We start from the raw sequence: 18,710 nt of genomic DNA, 5'->3' as shown, positions 1-18,710 counted from the left end.
TTCATCGATTTCTTTTCAGGAAGGCCCTCGCATGGCCAGCCCCAAGATTATTATCCTGTCTGACGGTACCGGTAATGCTGCCTCAAGCGTCTGGCGCACGAACGTCTGGCGGATGTTCCAGGCGCTCGACCTGCAAGGTAACAGCCAGGCCGCGAAATACGACGATGGCGTGGGTACCTCGTCTTTTGTGCCGCTCGCTGTGTTGGGCGGCGCATTCGGATACGGCCTCAAGCGCAACATCCTCGACGCTTACAAATTCATCTGCCGCAACTACGATCACCAGAACCACTCGAAGATCTACCTCTTCGGCTTCAGTCGTGGCGCGTTCACTGTGCGCGTCCTCGGCGCGCTCATTCTTCAGCAGGGCTTGGTTGTCGCTGATACCGAAGCAGAGCTGCACAACGGGGCGGTCAAGGCCTACAGAGCCTACCGGGCAAAGGGCTATCACTCGATCTTGCGGATCGAGGTGCTCTTCCGCGCCTTGCGCGACTACGTCCTGGTGCCGGTGCTGGACCTTGTGCGAGGCAACAAACCCTACGCCAAAATCGTCCGCAAGGACGTCCCATCCCTAGAGTTCATCGGCGTGTGGGACACGGTCGCGGCCTACGGCCTGCCCATGGATGAGATGACGCGCGGCATCAGCAACTGGATCTGGCCCCTTGAGCTTCCGAACCGGGTCTTGAGCCAACGCGTCAAATGCGCAAGGCACGCGCTTGCGCTCGACGATGAGCGGACGACCTTCCATCCCGTGCTCTGGACCGAGGAAGGCGAATCCAAGCCGGCGATCCCCACCACCATCGACGACGAGCGTCTGGTCCAGGTCTGGTTTGTCGGCATGCACGCCAACGTGGGCGGAGGTTATCCCGACGATGCCGTATCGTTCGTCCCGCTGTCCTGGCTGGTCGACGAGGCCATCAAGCGTGGTCTCGTGTTCAAGGAGGCACCGTTCGCGGAGCCCGACTCCATCAAGCTGATCAATTCAGCGCAGGACAAGGACGGCCGCCTCTACGACTCGCGTTCCGGCCTCGGCTCCTACTATCGCTATGGCCCGCGGAAGGTCTCCGACCTGTGCAACGCCCCGTATGTCGGCGTCAGCGTCAAGTTGCCGAAGATCCACGAAAGCGTATTCGACCGGATCGACAGCGGCTGCAACGCCTATGCTCCGATCGGCGTGCCACCGGAATACCTCGTGGTTTCCCGCAACGGCAAGCTCACGCCGCTCGGGCCGACGACGTTCGAAACGCCAGCGGGCGCGACCGCCCGTTTTGCGGCACAGGAAAAGCTCTGGAATTTCGTCTGGATGCGTCGGCTGGCGTATTTCGCCACCCTGGCCGCCACGCTGCATCTTGCGGCGTTCTGGCTCTTCCATGACCGCATCAAGGAGCACGAGTTCGAGTCGCCGATCCGGATGGTCTCCGAACTCGTGCGGTTCATCGAGTCGTTCCTGCCTAAATCATTTCACTGGTGGACGAACTGGTACGCCGCGAACCCTGAATGGTTCGCAGGCGGCATCGCCGCCGTCATCATCCTGATGGTTCTTGGCGGCAGCCTTAGCGCCAAAATCAAGGACCGGATGCGCCTGCTCTGGCGGGACCGGGCGGCGCCGGTGCCGCTCTCTGGTTTCATGCACGACGCCATTTATGCGTTCAGGACCCACCCGCTCTATCAGTTTGTCATCCGCGCCGCGAAGCGGCACGTCTTGCCTCTTCTCTTGGTCATAGCGATGGTTTGGGTCGGCGCGACGGTCGCGAGCCATTTCCTGTTCAACGTCGCGGATTCGATAGGGGCATTCTGCAAGGGCACCCCAGAGGCCAGGCTTATCCCGGTCAATAAGGGCATTGACCAGGACGGCGCAGACTTTGCGACGTCGGCGATCTGTGCGCCAACAGGCCTGAAAGTCTTTTCCGGTCGCTCGTATGAGATCAGGATTGCGGTTACCGAGCCCTGGGCCGACGCCGAGCGGCCCACCACACCCGTCGGCTTCCGGACCTCCACCGTCGAGCTTGCCAACCGATGGAAGTTTCGCAGCGCCATTTTCCTCCGCCGCATCCTGTTCAGACCCTGGTACCGCATCATCGCGCGGGTCGGTGAGACCGGCGTGGACGAGTATTTCCTTGACCCCATCCCGCTTCCGAACACGACACCGCAGACGTACAAGGCAACGTTCAAGGCTGCACGCAGCGGTGAGCTTTTTCTCTACGTCAATGACGCGGTGATCGGACTGCCATGGTTCAGCGACACGTTTTACCCGAACAACGGAGGCAAAGCTAAAGTGGCCGTGAAATTGTTGTGAGGCAATCAGAACCAGCGAAGGCGCAACTGTTCGACCGATGGCGCAATCGTCTGCTGGACCAAACGGATACTTGGTCCGACCAAGCAGCACTCAAGGGTAGACCCTGCGCATGCCAGTCTTTTTTACCTGGTTCCCCTCGCGCTCTGCGCGTAAGTGAGCCGATCGGGCTCTACGCGCTTCGCGCCCGGGCCAATAGGTCCAAGCTCCGGTCACGATCGCTCAGACGAACGCCAGCATTCACGACCCATACTGATCCTGCAAAGATCGTGTGAGTTTCACGAACTCACCATGCGATTGATCGATCCACTCCTTCATCGTGCGAGCAAACAGCTCGGGCTGTGCCAGCGCCGCGTGCAACGGCCGGAAGGTCATCGCCGCGAATAGTCCGGAAAAACAACGTGCCGCCATTCAGGATGGAGGTCCTTCGAAATGGCTTGAAGAAGATTTATCTTCCTCTTGTTTTTGACTGCGAGGCTCAGGAAGGTTGAGACCTGCTCGGGGAGTGTCTCGTTGGAAATGGAGCGCCGCGGTTCGAGACAGATGCCGCACATCAACGATAAAGATTTAAGCGGCGCAGCTGAAAGATATTTCCATCCCTGTATGGCATCGTCGAGGAATCGAACCTGAAGCGCTGGGCGAGCTTCACTCTCTTCCAGGAGGACGGCCGCGTCTGTCTCTCGAACAATGCCGCCGAGCGAGATTTAGAGGTATAGCTCTCGGACGAAAATCCTGGTTGTTCTGCGTAAGGAGAACGTGGGACTTCTTCTGCCCAGTGCATGTCTGCTAGCTTGAACCTCATGACCGAACACATTGAAATCAACCCCCGGAATTGGGAAGAGCGCGCGGCAATCCACGCCCGGGATCCTACTGGCGCGCATATGCTTGAACGGTTTCGTGCAGGCGAATCCGTCAACTGTCGGAATTGGACGGGCTATCGGTCTAAATGGATGCGCTAGTGGCTCTGGATCGACCCCGCTATACCGTCTTTGCGAACCGGTGGCTCTGCGCTAGTGCCCATTCCGCGCCCAGCTTGGCGAATAGCGGTCCGGGATGGACGATGGGTCGGCCTCCAGGAATCGCCAGGTGTGCTGCTCTCGGAGAGGCCGGGATGTCAGCGCCCTCCAAGGGCCTCGAGGGCCTTCGCAGCGGCGTCCGGCACGATGGGCCAGGCCGCCCTGGCGCAGATCCCGATGAGGCCGACGGCGGTCCGGATCGCGCCGGCGGCCGCCACCGCATCCGTTTTCACGAGTGTCCACGGCGCCTGCTCGACGAGATGGATATTGGCTAACTTCCAAATCGCGCGCACCGCGTTGGCGGTTCCGCGCAATGCCAAGGACTCGTGGCGCTCACGCAGATGGTCGAGCAGCGGCGCGAGCCGCGCTGGCAAGCCGGCATCCAGGGGGCCGTCGGGTACAACGCCGTCGTACCGGGAGACGACGAAGCTCAGGACCCGCTGGACGAAGTTGCCGAACGTGTCGGCAAGGTCGTGGTCGATGTCGGTGGCGAAGCGGGCGCAGGTGAAGTCGGTGTCGGAGCCTTCCGGCGCATTGGCGGTTAGCCACCAGCGCCAGCGGTCGGCCGGCAGCAGGTCTAAGGCTTGGTCCAGGAAGACGCCGCGGTGGAGCCGGCGTTCGATCCGAGAAAGGTTGGAGCGACGTTCTACCGGAGGGCTGACGTCGAGGATGAAATTGGGACCTCAGTTGAGGGATCGTGAGCTTGATCAAAGGCAACTCGCGCAAAATCGGAACCCAGACGGGGCTGGAGGAGCCGCCTCCGGGTGACAACGAAATCGGCTATCGTGATTTTCCACAAGATAACATAATCTTTTCTTGTCCAAAGTCACATGGCCATATCCATGCCTCAGAACCGCGATGCGCCTTCAAAGTCCTCCGCCGAAATCCTTGCTGGCCTGCTCAGCGGCAATCGATTGCGCGTGCGGTCCGACATCGTCGCTGCCGGCGTGCATCCGCAAACCCTAGCCAGAGCCGTCGAGGCCGGATCGGCAGTCCTCTATGCCCGCGGGATCTACATGGCTCCGAATGCCGATTTGCCCGAAGGCGCTGGCTTCGCGGCGACAACCCTCCTCAATCCCGGTGGCGTCGTCTGCTTGAGCTCGGCCGCTCTGTACCATCGTCTTTCGGACGAAAATCCCGACGCGATCTTCTACGCCGTCGGGAATAAAACCATGAAGGTGGTCGGCGCGGCGCGCGATCCGGTCAGACTGGTGCATTGGAGTGAAGCCGCCCGCACCATCGGTGTCGATACTGTAGACATCGCCGGCGTGCCAGTGAGGATCACAAGTCCAGCCCGCACCGTCGTCGACATGCTGCGCTACCGCACCAAACTCGGCGACGAGCCGGCCATGAAAACGCTCAAGGACTACGCCGCCTCCGGCGGCGATCTGAATTTGGTACTCGAAATCGCTCGCGAGCTGGGATGGACGAAGTCCGTTGAACCCGCGGTGCGTGCTGCCGAAGAAATTCAACCTCTCATCCCGAGACCGATGCGATGAACAAGGATGCTCTCGCCGACAGCACGCGCCAGCGTATCCTCAACGAATCCCGGAAACTCGGGATCTCTCACGAATTACTGACGCGCCGCTACGTGTTCGAACGCTTCCTGCTGTTGCCACGACTTGGCGCGGTGCCTGTAAGCTCTCCAGGACGATCTTGAGCTTCTCATCCTCGGACCAGCGCCGCCGCCGGCCCGTGTCCACCACTTCAAGCCGTTCAACTGGGCACTGCGCCTATCACTGTCCATAAGGACAGTACTCCACAACATGTCTCATTCGCCAAGGCGGCCTTCACCGGACTTCACCGGACGGATACGCGGATATGGGATAAAGGTATCAGCAGCATCTCCCCGCGACGAAGCCTGGCTCATTGGCGGGCAACGTGCCTCCGGGGGAGAAGAAATACTGTCTCGCCAATCTTCCTGCGGCGACGGATCTGGGCACGCTGGCCGCCACCATCAAGGCACGGTGGATTTGTGAACAGGCGACTCAGCAGTTGAAAGAGGAGCTTGGACTTGATCACGTCGAAGGGCGATCATGGCAAGGTCTTCATCGCCACGCCCTGATGACAATGATTACCTACGCCTTCCTGCAACATCGTCGCCTCGCAAACGCGGGTCGAAAAAAAGAATCAACGGGCCTCCGCCTCAACCAACCATGTCCGCCGTGCGCCACGCCATCGTCGATCTCATCCTCCGGCCGCCGCCTCAGCGCTGCCCATATTGCCCAAAGCAAATCCTTGAAAAACAGCCGCGAAAGCACGTTCTGCCACAGTAGTGCTGGTACCCCGATAGCCCGTTCCGCGGGATGAAAAGTAGCTGCGACGGCTTTTCAGAGACAGCAGATTCAATCGAACTCGGCCTTGCTCTCCGTCTTGTCCTTCAAGCCGTTGAGAAACACCAGTCAAAGCTGCCTTGGCCAGCCTTGCATCGCCATGTTCGGATCACCTTCAGGAAGCGAACCTCGCGGCGCTCCGAGCTGAGGTGGACCACAGACCACTTGGTGCCCGTGGACACACACCGCGGCAGTAGAGAGTGCCGCCGCTGTTTTGCTTTACCGTTACGGTTAGGATCTGACGTGATCTAAGGACTTATCGTCGCAATGTATCGCAACGAGATCCATTCGCAGTTCGAAGACTCTGTAGTCGAACGTCTCGAGGAAAGACCGCAGAGCGTTCTTGTCCGACTTGATGAACTCCGCAGCGACGATCGGCTTGCATCGGCGAAGTATGTCCGCGGCGCCTGCGAGCACCTCTTTCTCCATGCCTTCGACGTCGATTTTGATGAGATCAACGCGTTTCAGCCCAAGCGAACCCAAGGTCAGATACGACAATTCCTTCGTAGCCTCCTCCGAATAGTCAACGGCCTGGCCGACGAATTCAGTCGTATCCTTTCGGACGAGTTCAACGCTTCCGAAGCTTGCGGGGCGTGTATGGTCCAACACAGGCACCCTGATTGTTCCGTTCTTATCTCCGACCGCGGCCAAAATTGCGCGGGCGTTGAAGCAGTTGTTCAGGGCGATATTCCCGGCCAAAGCGTAGAAGATGCGCTCCTGGGCTTCGATAGCGATAACGTTGCCCCAGCCGGTCATGGTCCGCGCCCACTCGATCGCGTGGACACCGATATTGGCGCCACAGTCGATCGCCACCACTCCATCACCGAAATAGCGACGGCGTAGCTCCAGCAACGAAAGTGCGAGATCGACCTCCTTGGGCGAGAACGACGATGTTTCGAGGAGATCGAAACCGACACCGAAACTGCCGCCATCGGGAACCGTTCGGTAGTCGAACCGATTGACGATTAGCGGGCCGTGATCTGATGCCGCGAGAACAAAGGCAATTTTGCGTTGGATCCAGTTCTTCACACGGAATGTCCATCTCGCACAAACTGGACCATTTCAGAGGCGACCACTCCGCCGAAAAGCAGGAATGCGGGCGATGGTTGCCTTCACCTGATCCGCCGTGATCAGTCGGGTGCATTCAAATTGCCGCGAGGTGTCCTTGTGGCGCGGACACCACAAAAAGTCCTTGTGATCGAATCGCACCCGGACATCGTTCCAGCAAGAATTGCAGGCGTGGTAGTTGATCACCCGATACGGCGTATCGAATTCGTTGGTCGGATGAGTGAAGCCTGAAATCAACACCACGGGCACGCCCGCGGCCCAGGCGAGCCACGACAGACCGCTCGACAGTCCAATGAAGAAATCAGCATGCGCTAGCCATCGCGCGCGCTCAGCCAGCGGTCGATCACCGGTCTGATCCTCGGCACCATAGGGAATATGATTCCAGAGGAGCCCGTGCCCATGCGTCGGCTTCTGATCGATGCAGATGACCCGATAACCCACCTCTTTCAGGAAAGCGACGACCTCCCGCCAACCATGCGGGTTGTTCCAGTACTTGCACTGGGTGGTGCTCTGCGAGGCAATGCAAACATATCGGTCGGCGATCGGCCGGCCGGCATCCGCAAGCTTAAGGCGCGGAGGCACCTCTGTCGGGTCGACGCCGAGAATATAGCCGGCGGTGCGATGCAGGCCCACATGGCGGAAATCGCAAGGCTGCAGCACCCCGTCCTTATCGTCGAAGAACAAGCCCATTGAGTAGGTCGCATAATAGCGGTTCGGATCGACCTCTTCGTGGGGGATGAAGGTGATGTCAGGATACGCGGGCGCAAGCAACGGAATGAGCTTCTCCCCAATGGCACACGTCAGCTTGCAGGCATGCTTCTCCTTGAACTTGACGGCATAGGGAAACCAGCCGAGCGAATCGCCGAGAGTTCCGACGGGAAATTGAACCATGACATCGCGGTTCTGCGCCGAATAGTCGTGGCTTAGAACTTCCTGGCCACCGGCCCAAACTTCGATTCGCGCGCGCACGAAGTAGCGCTTGGTACTGTTGATCCGTCCGGCTTTCAGATCCGTCTCGAATAGAATATTCCCGGTGTCGAGGTCGCTCAACCGCACCCGCCAAAGGTGCTCGGCTTCAGGGAGAAGGACACGACAGCCGTCATTGAAGTCGTACAGAATTCCCTTCGGCCCCTGCTGGGTGGGCGTTTCCGCGGGAGCCGGATAAGGGCGGTTCAATGGCACGCTTGCCGACTGCGAAGATGAGGTCTCCTCCGGGGGCTTCTGAGTTTCGGCAGCTGTGGTTGGAAGTTCTTCGTCCGTCTTCAACTGTTTGAGATCGAGTACCAGGTTCACGTCAGGCCTCACACGATGTCGGTCACGGGCTGAGCAGCTTTCCCTTCGGCGCCGTTCGATACCTCTCAACTATGCCATGCAGCAGCGAGCGGCCTTTGGATGGCGGTGTCAGATTGTGACGACTGGGACAATTCTGCCAGGTCCAGCCCAGCTCTTGATCCGTCATAGCCGGCCATCGCGCTGACTAGTCTCGACAGATCAGTTTCAAGCTGCACGCCGGAGCTGCTCGCGGCCGCCGTGTGCGATGTGGCGTATTCGAACAGTTCCGCAACGAAGGATCGTCCGTCGAAGCCGGGAACGACGATATCCGATTGAGCCGAGCGCAGAAACTTCTCAATTGGTGTCAGCGCTTCGGCTCCAAAGGAACCCTGGGCAGCGTCGACCCCAAACGAATCCTGGGCAACCGTCGCGGCGTGGTAGATCGGCGGATCGCCGATCAACGTGCCGCCGTGCCCGTCGGTCGCTGATGTGAACTGCGCCGTCACATATTGGCCGAGTAGGGTGACGTGCGCTGTGTGAACACCGTCACTGACCGTCAAGGTGCCGCTGGTGTTGCTGGCCGCCTCGGTAAAGCTCAAGGTCGTGCTTGATCCGAACGTGATATCGGCCATGTCGATATAATCCGGCTTCGCGAATCCAGAAATCGTCCCGCCAAACGACACCGACGAGTCGAGCTTCAGCGTCCCGCCGCTCACGAATGAGACGGTACCGCTGTTGGCCGATGCGCCGGTCGCGACTTCCAGTGATCCGCCGCTGATTGTAGCTCCGTTGACGAAGCCTCCCGACGTGACAAGCGCATTGCCTCCGCTGGAGACAACGATGCCGCTAGCGGTGCCGCCCGATGACACGACCAGCGAACCGCCGGAGGACACCGTGATGCCCGCGCCAATTTGCCCGGCCATGAGATCCAGGACACCACCCGAGCTGACGACGGTGCTGCCGCCGGAGGCGATGGTCGCCCCGCTGACGGTGCCTCGGACAATCAATTGGCCGCCGCTGTTGACTGCCGTATTGATCGCCGTGCCACCAGACGACACCACCATCGCGCCACCCGCGACAACCAGCGCGCCCTGATCGGCTTGCCCCGACAGTACGTTGAGCGTGCCACCGCTGGACACCACGACAGAGCCGCCAGCCGCCACGTTGGCGCCGCTCGCAACGCCGTTAACCAGCAATTGCCCCCCGGCGGCGACCGTCGTCCCGCTGGCGACAGCGCCTGACGAGAGGACCATTGCACCGGCGCTGGCAACGGAAATGTTACGCACCGTCTGACCGGAGAGCACATTGAGATTGCCCCAGGCCCCAACGGAGACCGTGCCTCCCGATACCTGATTGACGCCAACGACCGCGCCATCGACAACCAGAGTACCGCCACTGCTGACGGTGGCGTTGGTCAACGTCCCGCCGTAGAGCACATCGAGCGCTGTCCCGCTGTTGATGGTCGCACCGTTGAGGGTTTCTCCGGACCCGACTTCGAGCGTGCAATTTGCATTGGTCGAGTACCCGCTGGCCGTTCCGCCGACGAGCTCCAGATAGCTTCCGGAGGTGAAACCCGCGGAATTGGCATTGCCGCCGCCGAACACCTCGAGCGTTCCGCCGCTGGAAACGATCGCACCGTTGGCCGTCCCGCCCGAGAGCACTTCTAGCGTCGTGCCGCTGGTAATGGTGTAGCCGGTCAATGTATCGCCGGCTCCGACCGCCACGATTCCTCCGCTACTGACTGTCGTCCCGGTCGCATTGGCGCCTGCGAACAGCTCCAGCATGCCGCCACTCGAAACAACGGTTCCGACCGCACTTCCTCCAGACAAGACAGCGAGAATACCATCTCCAGCAACCTTGACGTTGCTTACTGTCTGCCCGGCGCCGACATCGATTTCACCGAATGCCGACACCAGCGCGGTGGCGCCGCTTAGGACGCTGACTGCCTGTACATCCGAGTTGTAGACGGCCAGACTGCCTCCGCTGCTAATGGTGATGTTAGAGGCAGATCCGCCGGAATCGACCAGCAGCGTACCTCCGTTGCTGACTGTCACGCCGCTCACGGTTGAACCACGAGTATCCAGCAGACCTCCACTTGAGACGACGGTACCCCCGTTCGCAATCGTAGCGCCAATGACAGCGCCATCGACGATCAACTGACCGCCGCTATCGACCGTCGTGTTGCTGACCGTGGCTCCCGACGAGACGACCAGATGTCCGACGCTGGTGACCGACACGTTCCAGTCGGTCTGACCCGAGGTCACGGTGAACGTACCGCCGGCGACCGTCGCGGCCCCGCCGCTGACGACCGAAGCGCCAACCACGGTGCCGTACGTCGTCAGCTGGCCACCGCTGCTGACCGTTGTATTACTCGCGGTGGCACCGCTTGACACGTTGAGCGCTCCCCCGGTCGCGACGACCGCACCATTGACGATCTGGCCCGAGGAGACATTGAGAACACCCCCGCTGTCGACGAATATATGGCCGGCCGACGTGCTCGCGCCATTCACGGTGCCCCAGACGTCGAGTTCGCCGCCACTGCTGACAGTGACATTGCTGACGGTAGCACCTGGGCCGACCTGCTCCACGACCCCGCTGCTGACAACGTAACCGCTTTGCGTCGCTCCCGCCCCGACGTAGAGGGTGCCGCCCGCACTGATCGTAGTGTTGACCGAAGTGCCACCGAACAATTCGAGAGCGCCGCCGCTCGCGACAATCGTACCGGAGATCGTTCCGCCTGCGGCAACGGCGAGGATTTGGCCGCTGCTAACGGTGTAATTCGTCTTCGTGTAGCCGGACCCGATTTCCAAAATTCCGCCCGCCGCGATCGTCGTGCTGGTGGCCGATGCGCCGCCAAACAGCTCGATCGTTCCGCCGCTCGAGACCACGGTCCCGCTGGCAACCCCGCCGGAGTTGACGGCGAGAATTCCACCTCCATAAACAACGGCGCTTTGCACAGTCTGCCCCGACAAGACGGTCCCGATGCCGCCATAGCCGACCGCAACGTTGGTGCCGGTCCCTGCGCTGATGCCGGACACCGTGCCGTAGAGCGTCAGGCTGCCGCCGCTGTTGACCTTGACATTTGTCGCCACACCGCCCTCAGCGACAATGATTGAGTTGCCACTGGTGACCGTCGCTCCGGATACCGTTCCACCATACCCGACATCAAGAACGACGCCATTGCTGGTTGTATAGTTGGAAAGTGTGTAGCCATTCCAGATCTGGAGATTGCTGCCCGACAGGTACGTCGTTCCACTTGCGGCCGCGCCGCTCGCCAGGATGAGCGTACCGCCGCTCGAGACGGTCGTTCCGGTGACCCCTCCCCCGGAGTCGACCTGAAGAATGGCCCCATTTGCGACAGTGAAATTGCTCTGCGTATAGCCATATCCGATCTCGAGATATCCTCCCGAAGCGAGCGTGACCCCCGTGACGCTTCCGCCGCCGAATACCGCCAGAACGCTGCCACTGGAGACGGTGGTATTGCTGGCGCTTCCGCCGGATGCCACCTCGAGAAGGCCGCCCGCGGCGACCTGGCTTCCGCTCACCGAGCCAAAGACGACCGCAGTTCCGGTCCCGAGCACGTCGACGACGTCGTTGCTTCCACTGACCTCGACGTAGGCGCCATTCTCGACATAGATGACATCATTGTTGCCGATAACCTGATCCGGATTGGTGTAGGTGCCGACATTCGGGCCGATAGTAATGGTTGCATTCGACGCTTGCGTGATCGGTGAGGCACTGGTGTACGCAAAGCCGCTCAGCGTGCTGCCGGATCCGACGAAGATCTGATTACCGGTGCCTGACGTCAAGGTCAGCGAGGTCGGACCGACCTGGGCGATCTGGTTGTTGTTTCCCGATACCGTGGCGATGCCGCCGTCCTCCACGGTGATCGCCGCATTGGACGCGTTGATCGTCGCCGTCACGCCGGGAATGTCGACTGCGTTATTATAGCCGTTCAGCGTAAGGGTGCTGCCGTTCATGGCCAGCACCACATCGCTGTTGCCGTTGATAGTCATGGCAACGCCGCCGGTCCCCGCAGCCAGGTTGCCGTCCTCCAGCCACTGACCGGAGTAGGCATAAGTCCCCGACGTCGTCAGCGCGACGATCTTGCTCGCTGGGCTGATCCATTGCGGCGCGGTCGTGACGAGATCCTGGTTGCCGTCCACGATCGTCCGGTTGTTCTGCGCGCCCTGGTCCGCCGCATACTGGGCAACAGCAACGGCCATATTCGCCAATTCGAGCGGCGTTGGTGCCTGATCGTGGACGAACTGACCGAACGTTCCCATCTCTAGCGCCGTCGGCAGACGTCCGAAGGCATTCTGGAAGGCCGCGGTGACGTCGAAACCATACCAATAGAAGGTGCCCGATGTAGGACCCGGCACACCGTAATTGGTCTGATAGCCAACCGTCTGCAAGATGCCAGAGGCAAGAGAAACGCGGTCCAGCCGCCCGCCATCTATGAAGTCGATAAGGTGCTCGGTCTCCATGTCGTCCATCGAGCGCCCGAGTAGCGTTCGGTAGATTTCGTTGGCGATTGCGATATCCTGCTTCTCGGTCGCAACATCGATCGTGATCGTGTGCGCCTGACTGAAGCCGTCGCTCACCGTCCAGGTGTCGATACCGTTGGCATCAATGATATGCGAAGCGGCACCGTTGCGAAGTCCTGATCCGATCGTCGCCGCCGGACTATTTGGAGCCACGGTGCGCGACCATTCGTAACTGCCGTTGTCATTCGGCAGGATAACCGTCGTATCGGTCGTACCCTGCGAGCTCGTCAGCGTCGTGACCAATCCGCTTGCGCTGACTGAGTACGTGTTGATGCCAACGATGGTATTCGCCGTCGCGGTCGTGTCACCATAATAGGTCGAGACTTCGGTCCTGGAGCCGTCCGGCGCGACGGTCGTCGTATCGACCTGACTGAAGACACCATTTCCGTTGTTGTCCACCTTGGTCACGGTGGTCAGACCGTTGGCACTGGTCGTCTTGATCGATTGCGATCGAAGATTGGCGAAGTTGTTGCCGTAGGCGGTCGTCATCACCTCGGTCTTGGTACCGTCCGCATTCAGGGTCGTGACATCGGAGGCGATGATGTCGGTCGATAGCAGCCCGGCCGGTAAGCTGCCGCCATTGAGGATAGCAGTCGCCGCCGAGTTCAAGTTCGCCAGCGTCTCCAACCCCGTCGTGTCGTAGACGAAGCTCTTGACCAGGCCATTCCCGGAGACGTCGGCAACGATCTGGCTCACGGTCACCCATCCGGTCGGATCGTAAGTGATCGTCGTCACCGTCTTGCTGGCGTCGGCGTTGGTGGCCGTGTTAATCGTTTGCGTGAAGGCGATCGAGCCGAACGATCCGGATCCGGTCCGGGTCTCCGTGGTGGTATTGTCGGCATTCTTGACGAACGTGTCAGTGACGACGTTCCACTGCGTGCCGTCATAATCGCGATAGGATGTTTCGGAGATCGTCCGCCCATCGAAGCTCGTCGAAACGACGTCCTGCCGCTCGATGAATGATGGCGTCGCCGAGTTGAAGTAGTTGATGGTGTCGGTCTTCGAGCCGTCCAGCGCGGTGACCTTGGTGTCCTGGATCAGCGCAGCGCTCTGTCCGGTGAGGGTCACCGTCGATGTCACGGAAAGGCCGTCGGCCGCGGTGACGATCGTCTGCGTGTCGCCGATGCCTGGATAGCCACTCGGCGTGACCGCGATTGTCTCGGTCGAGTTACCGTAATCGTCGATCGCGACGCTGTCGTTGGTCGTCGCCGTCGCGCTTTGCGCGAGCAGTTGGGACAGCGCTCCGGTCAGCACCATCGTGGTGAACTTGGTCTGGGCGTTTCCGGAAACCTGGGACTTCACCGATGTCTTGAGCGTCGTCGCATTGACGATGTCGGTGTCTTCCCAATCGATCAAGCGGCCGCCGTCACCATTGGTGTCGTAGGTCGTCGTCTCGCTCTGGGTGTCGACGGCCGTCCCGGCGCCGTTCTTGTAAACCGTCTGGACCGACAATCCATTCCCGCTGGTGGTCTTGACGATGGTGCCAAGCAGCGCATTCTTGGCGTCGTAGCTCGTCAGCGTGTCGACGATCGAGCCGTTGGCTTGCGTCTGCGTGGTTTCCGTCTGGTCGACCGTCGCAATGGTCCCCGTTTCATTCAAATAGCGGTTGGCCGTAATCGTCTGCTTGTCGGCGCTGACGGTGGTGACGGTCTGGGTCGTCGTGCCGCCATTGGCATTGAATGTCGTCACCGTTTCCGTACGACTGCCGTCCGTCCTGTTGAGGACGGTATTGTCCGTGGTCACCAGATTGAAGACGGGCGATCCGCCATTCAGCGCGCCATTGGCGTCGATCTTCGTCGTGACCGACAGTCCATTTCCAGACGTGATGGTGACAGTCTCGTCCAGCAACCCCGACCGATTTGAGCTGCTGATGGTTTCAGTTCGGCTGCCGTCGGCATTGAGTACGATGGCATCCGTCGTCGCGAAGTCCGCCGTCGCGTCGCCATTGACCGCGGTGGCCAACGTCTTGGTCAGACCCGTCGCATTGGTCGTCGCGATGGTCCGGAGCAGGAGCGCCCCGCCCGACGTCGTGAAATAATCGGTTGTATCAGTGGTGCTGCCGTCGGTCCCCGGCAGGATGGTCTCGCTCTGGTACGTAGGCACCGAGCCGTTGGACTGCCGCGTGATGGTCGTCTCCAGGCCGGCGCTGGTGACGATGATCCCGCTGTGCACCGTCGTGACGTCGCGGACTGTTCCCGCCGTCGTGCCGGTGTAGTCGGTGACCACCTCGGTCCGGCTGCCGTCCCCGTTGACTGTCGTCATATCGGTCGTCGACCGGTCGACGGCACCATCGCCATCGAGGTCATAGGTTGTGGTGCTGCCGAGCCCGCCTGCGGCCGTCACGGTCTGCGTCGAATCGATCTTCGTCGCATTGTAGCTGAGTCGGTGACGCTCTGCGTCGAGCTGCCGTCGGTATTGAGCGTCGTCGCCGCCGTCGTCTTCGTTGCGTAGTGGGCGGTCGCATAGGGATTGACGGTCGTCGTGGTCGTCAATCCGTTGGCGGTCGCCGAGGTCGTCGACGTCGACAGCAGCGTGCCGTTCTGCGACGTGGTATTGGTGGTCGTGCTGCGGCTGCCGTCGCTGTTGATCGTGGTCGTCGCCGTCGAGGTCTGGTCGAAAGTCAGCCCGCTCGATGAATAGACCGCCGCGGTCTGCCCCTGGATATCAGTTTTGACGGTCTTGACGAGGCCGTCGGCGGTGGTCGTCGTGAGCGTCGCGCCGAGGACATCCCCGAGCTGGTCAAAATTGACTACTTGATCCTGCACGGTGCCGTTGTTCTGCAACGTCAGCGTCTCGACCTGCTTGGCGAGGCCGCTCGAGCCGAGAGTCGTGGTCGTGGTGACAAGCTGACGGTTTGCGGCAGTGTTGGTCTGCACCGTCTTGAGGGTGTGCCCCGCGCCGTCCGTGACGGTCAGCGTCTCGCTCAGGGCGCCACCAGCGCTGACCGTCGTCAGGTCGGTCGAAACCTGGTCCCATGTCCCCGCGCTCGCCAGCGAGGCCGCCACGAAGGCGCTGGAAACAATGGTTTCGAGGCCGCCCGACGTCACGACGGTCTGCGACTGATCGATCTCGTAGCTCGTCGATGATCCGTAATGCGTCACGGTTTCCGTCGACGTTCCCGCCGAGGTCGTGGTGTTGTCGGTGGTAATGTGATCAAACACCGGCGCGGCAACCGTGCCGCTGCCGGTTGAGTCGATCTGAATAGTCTTGGCCAGGCCGCCGCTCGCTGTCGTGGTCACGACCTCGCCGTTCAGCGAGCCATTGCCATTGAGGAATTCGGCCGTATCCGTCGTCGTCCCCGAGCTGACGGTCACGTTCTCATATTGCGTGATCGTGCCGTCGCCATTGCCATAGATCGTCGTGGTCCGCGCCGCGCTGCCGAGCGTGGTCGAATTGATGCTCTTCGACCGCTGGGTGCCATTGGCGCTGTTGTCCACGATGGTTGTCGTTTGCGTCCCGCCGGCATTGGAGATCGTCGTGGTCCTGTTGTCGACCACGATGAATGCGCCGTTGTCGAGCTGCGACGTCACTGCCGAGGTGACGAGCCCGCCGCTGCTCTGCGGCGTCTGCGACGTGACGGTCTGGTCGAGCAGAGTGCTGTTGGCGCTTCGGTCAGTCGAGGTCGTGACCGAACCGCCGGAATTCGTGACGGTTTGGTCGACCGAGGTCCGATTGAGGGTGACGCCATCGGTCAGATAGCTGCTGGTCGTCCGTGTCACGGTATTCGACGTCGTCGAGGTCACGGTCTGAATCAGGCTCGTCACGGTCGAGCCCGCAGAGGTCGTCACGGTCTCGGTCCGCGTTCCGCCGGAGGCTACCACCGTGGCATCGACCACCGTCGTTGCCATGGTGCTGCTGCCGTCGACGAGATCGACCGTCGTCCGGGTCAACCCGCCGCTGACGACGGTCGACGAAGTGACGTGGCTGACGGAGCCATCCGAATTGACGTTGGAGATGACATAGGTTGCGGGTCCCGACGCGCTGGTTGTCGAATCGACCTCCTTCTGGGTGGTCCAGCCGCCGCCCAGCTGGTCGCGCAGGATGGTAACGACGGTGCCACCCGAGGCCACGACCGTCGTCGTGGTTGTCGCGTTCAGCTTCTCAGAGCTCGACGTCCCGGCGCTGGTCAATTCGCCCGTCGAGGTGATGGCACCGGCCGAATAGTTGACCAGGGTCTCCGACGTCGTGCCGTTCGTGGACGAGGAGATGTTGTCGGTCTGCAAGGTCAGGACGACGCCGCCGTTGTTGACCGTCGCCAGCTCCTTGGCCGTCGTCGTGGTCGTCACGCCGCTGCTCACCGTCGAGGTGACGAGCGAATTCAGGATGCGCTGATGATCCACGCTGCCATCGGCGTTCGAGGCCGTGTTGGCGATCGTGACCGAGCCGTCCGCGTTGGTCGTCGTCGAGTTCGTCACCACGTAGCCATTGGCATCCGTGGCCAGGGTGACCGTGGCGGCCGTGCCGGTCGTTCCGCTCGTCGTCGTATAGGTCGTCTGACCGTCGATCGACGAGCCGTCCGGCTGCGCGACGTGCGTCGCGTCCTGGTTGAGGTTGATCGAGGCGATGCCAAGCGTGGCCAGCGACGTCGCCGTCCTCGTGCCGTCGGCATCGGTGACCATCACATAGAATTGCTGAAATTGGTATCGCCCGAATCCAGCGCGCCGTCGTGATTGGTGTCGAACACGTCGAGCAGCGCCTGCATGTCCGACTTGGCGCTCGGATCCCAATCCGTGAAGATGACTTGGTTCGCCTGGGTCAGCTGCCCCGTGCCGGTCGAATCGTAGAACAGAACACCACTGCCGGTACCGGCCCATGCCGTCTGGTTCTGCACGCCGCTCCCTGTCGCGTCGAAGAAGACGTTGGACGACGACAGTTGGGTGATGTTGATGCCTTTGCCGGAGAGGTCGAGCATGACCGGCCCGAAGTCGAAGTCCCCGCCATAATCTCCGCCCCAATCGGAATAGCCGCCGGTGTCGGCGCTGGCCGTGTCGTAGCTGTATGACGTGTCCGGCTGAGAGTAGGCGTAGCTGGAAGTGTCAGGCGGCGTATAGGTGTAGCTGCCCTGCGACGAGTAGCCGTAATCGTTATAGCCCTGCGCTTGACCCGCCCAGGGGTCGGCCGCCGGCGCCGATGGCTGAACGTCTGCGAAATTGGTATCCCCAGATCCGAGATCACCGCTCTGAGTACCGCCGCCCCAATTCGGCGACGATTGAGGATCGGTAACGGGCGAAGACGCCTGCCCCGACATATAAGTGTCGGCGACGTCGTTAACCGAGCTACCGGGCTGGCTGCCGAGCGCGGTCGAGTTGTCGGAGGGGAGATAGCTTGCCTGGTCCCAGTTGGACGAGTTCTGGAGGTCTGTGAAATCCTGCCCAACAGTCCCATAAGCTTGGTTGGCTGAGCTAACGACCGACTGATTCAGCTCCACCATGTCGTTGAGACCACTGTTCAGCTGGTCGCTCGCCATCAGATCCGAGAATTCTTGGCTTTGCTGAACATAGGGGACCCCGGATGTTGTCGGAGCCCCGGTCGGCAATCCGTTTGCGGGGTCCGACGACAGCACATTTGGCGAGCCGGAATTGCCAGATTGAAGCCAGCTCATCGCTCCTAGGGATTGTTCGGCAGATTGGGTTTCTCCAAGGTATGAGAGAGGCTGCGCTTGAGATGCTTGTCCGCCTCCTTGACTAGCCGAACCTGGTCCCCCCATCCCATTGTCGGGGCCAGTAGTTGTTCCGGGACGCCAACCCTCGTAGGTTTGAATGGCATTCCGTAGCTCATTAAACTGATCCGAAGAGAGACTGTTGATAGTCGTCCCACCTGGCGCGCCGACTCGGTTGTTTAAGAACGCGGAGTACGCCGCCGTGTTATTCTCAAAAGCCGGCGCGTACGACTTCATCATGTCGTCAATTGTGGAATTTCCATATTTGTTCTGCAAGACATTAGTCATGCCTTGAAGACCAGACTGGTAATTCGGAAAAATCGCAAACCCGTTGTTGTCTTGGCCGATGGATCCCGCGGCCTGAGCATTAGGTCCGTCTTTTATGTTTCCCGGGTTGTTGTTGCGCCACGCGACGGTCCCTCCATCCAGCGTAGTGGTTGAGCCATCATCATTCGTGTATACGCGCGATAGACCGGACTGATATGCGGATACCGCCGTCGGCATTGCTCATCTCCGTTGGTACAA

The 18,710-nt window shown here is 60.8% G+C and carries 8 protein-coding genes and 4 pseudogenes; 4 read left to right on the top strand and 8 right to left on the bottom strand.

What is annotated here, in order from left to right; all coding sequences use genetic code 11:
* Window positions 1-31: 31 nt before the first annotated feature.
* A complete protein-coding gene (locus tag P6U29_RS10545) occupies window positions 32-2,293 on the top strand; it encodes a DUF2235 domain-containing protein (protein WP_407117526.1) in 2,262 nt (753 codons plus the stop codon).
* Window positions 2,294-2,916: 623 nt separating this feature from the next.
* A pseudogene (locus tag P6U29_RS10540) lies at window positions 2,917-3,035 on the top strand (transposase); the annotation flags it as partial.
* Between the two features lie 369 nt (window positions 3,036-3,404).
* Here the strand turns inward: P6U29_RS10540 and P6U29_RS10535 are convergent.
* Window positions 3,405-3,680, bottom strand: coding sequence for a hypothetical protein (locus tag P6U29_RS10535; RefSeq protein WP_407117525.1), 276 nt, complete (start codon window positions 3,678-3,680; stop codon window positions 3,405-3,407).
* Between the two features lie 117 nt (window positions 3,681-3,797).
* Window positions 3,798-3,878, bottom strand: a pseudogene (locus P6U29_RS10530) (hypothetical protein); the annotation flags it as partial.
* Between the two features lie 258 nt (window positions 3,879-4,136).
* Here P6U29_RS10530 and P6U29_RS10525 point away from each other — a divergent pair.
* Window positions 4,137-4,805 (top strand): hypothetical protein, encoded by a 669-nt coding sequence (locus P6U29_RS10525; protein ID WP_407117524.1) that lies wholly within the window; start codon window positions 4,137-4,139, stop codon window positions 4,803-4,805.
* Between the two features lie 108 nt (window positions 4,806-4,913).
* On the opposite strand, the pseudogene P6U29_RS10520 reads toward P6U29_RS10525, so the two are convergent.
* Window positions 4,914-5,012: pseudogene (locus P6U29_RS10520) on the bottom strand (IS66 family insertion sequence element accessory protein TnpB); the annotation flags it as partial.
* A 130-nt stretch (window positions 5,013-5,142) separates the two neighbouring features.
* Between P6U29_RS10520 and P6U29_RS10515 the strand changes: the two are divergent.
* A pseudogene (locus P6U29_RS10515) lies at window positions 5,143-5,548 on the top strand (IS701 family transposase); the annotation flags it as partial.
* Between the two features lie 322 nt (window positions 5,549-5,870).
* Here P6U29_RS10515 and P6U29_RS10510 read toward each other — a convergent pair.
* The 5 genes from P6U29_RS10510 to P6U29_RS10490 form a co-directional block, all read right to left on the bottom strand.
* Window positions 5,871-6,668 carry an FkbM family methyltransferase gene (locus P6U29_RS10510; protein WP_407117523.1) on the bottom strand — a complete coding sequence of 266 codons (798 nt, stop codon included), beginning with the start codon at window positions 6,666-6,668 and terminating at the stop codon, window positions 5,871-5,873.
* Window positions 6,669-6,701: 33 nt separating this feature from the next.
* Window positions 6,702-8,000: an autotransporter strand-loop-strand O-heptosyltransferase gene (locus tag P6U29_RS10505; RefSeq protein ID WP_407117522.1), complete on the bottom strand. Its 1,299-nt coding sequence runs from the start codon at window positions 7,998-8,000 to the stop codon at window positions 6,702-6,704.
* Window positions 8,001-8,065: 65 nt separating this feature from the next.
* Entirely contained in the window at window positions 8,066-14,869 is a 6,804-nt protein-coding gene (locus P6U29_RS10500; RefSeq protein WP_407117521.1) for a hypothetical protein, read from the bottom strand.
* Window positions 14,866-17,148, bottom strand: a complete 2,283-nt coding sequence (locus P6U29_RS10495; RefSeq protein WP_407117520.1) for a beta strand repeat-containing protein — start codon at window positions 17,146-17,148, stop codon at window positions 14,866-14,868. The genes P6U29_RS10500 and P6U29_RS10495 overlap by 4 nt, the downstream gene beginning before the upstream one ends.
* Window positions 17,145-18,689, bottom strand: coding sequence for a hypothetical protein (locus tag P6U29_RS10490; protein WP_407117519.1), 1,545 nt, complete (start codon window positions 18,687-18,689; stop codon window positions 17,145-17,147). Before P6U29_RS10490 ends, P6U29_RS10495 begins: the two co-directional genes overlap by 4 nt.
* Window positions 18,690-18,710: the final 21 nt, after the last annotated feature.

Origin of the sequence: Bradyrhizobium sp. LMG 9283 (assembly GCF_045571415.1) — a bacterium.
In the GTDB taxonomy this organism is placed as follows: Bacteria; Pseudomonadota; Alphaproteobacteria; order Rhizobiales; family Xanthobacteraceae; genus Bradyrhizobium.
This window is presented reverse-complemented; position numbering and strand designations above follow the sequence as displayed.